The organism is Streptomyces sp. P5F9 (genome assembly GCF_057961495.1).
Genome location: NZ_JBXVPZ010001062.1, coordinates 1 through 525, shown reverse-complemented (window position 1 = coordinate 525; position 525 = coordinate 1). Strand labels below are relative to the sequence as shown.

Below are 525 nucleotides of genomic sequence, written 5' to 3'. Positions count from 1 at the left end.
GGACCGGGGACGCGGGGTGGTTGCGGGCCTTTCACGCCGTCGTACCGGAGCTGATCGCGGACTTTCGGCCGCAGGTGCTGGTTTCGCAGCACGGGGCCGATACGCATTTCGAGGATCCGCTCGCTCATCTCGCGGTGTCGTTGGATGCGCAGCGGGCGGTGCAGGTCGCGTGTCATGAGCTGGCGCACGAGTACGCGGACGGGAAGTGGGTCGCGCTCGGCGGGGGTGGTTATGCCGTGGTGGAGGTGGTGCCGCGGTCGTGGACGCATCTCGTGGCGATTGCCGCGGGGCGGGAGATCGCGCCGGAGGCGGTGATTCCTGAGGGGTGGCGGCAGGAAGTGTTCGCTCGGACGCGGCAGTTGGGGCCTCAGCGGATGACGGATGGGCGGTGGCCGGTGGCCTACGCCGACTGGGAGTCGGGGTATGACCCCGCCGACCGTCTTGATCAGGCTGTTGTGGCTACTCGGCGGGCGGTGTTTCCGTTGCGGGGGCTGTTGGCGTAGGTCTTTGGTGGATGTGAGGGTG

The 525-nt window shown here is 68.6% G+C and carries 1 pseudogene; it reads left to right on the top strand.

Features of this window, described 5'->3' with window-relative positions:
- Nucleotides 1-503, top strand: a pseudogene (locus AC31A1_RS52395) (acetoin utilization protein AcuC); the annotation flags it as partial.
- Nucleotides 504-525 lie beyond the last annotated feature (22 nt).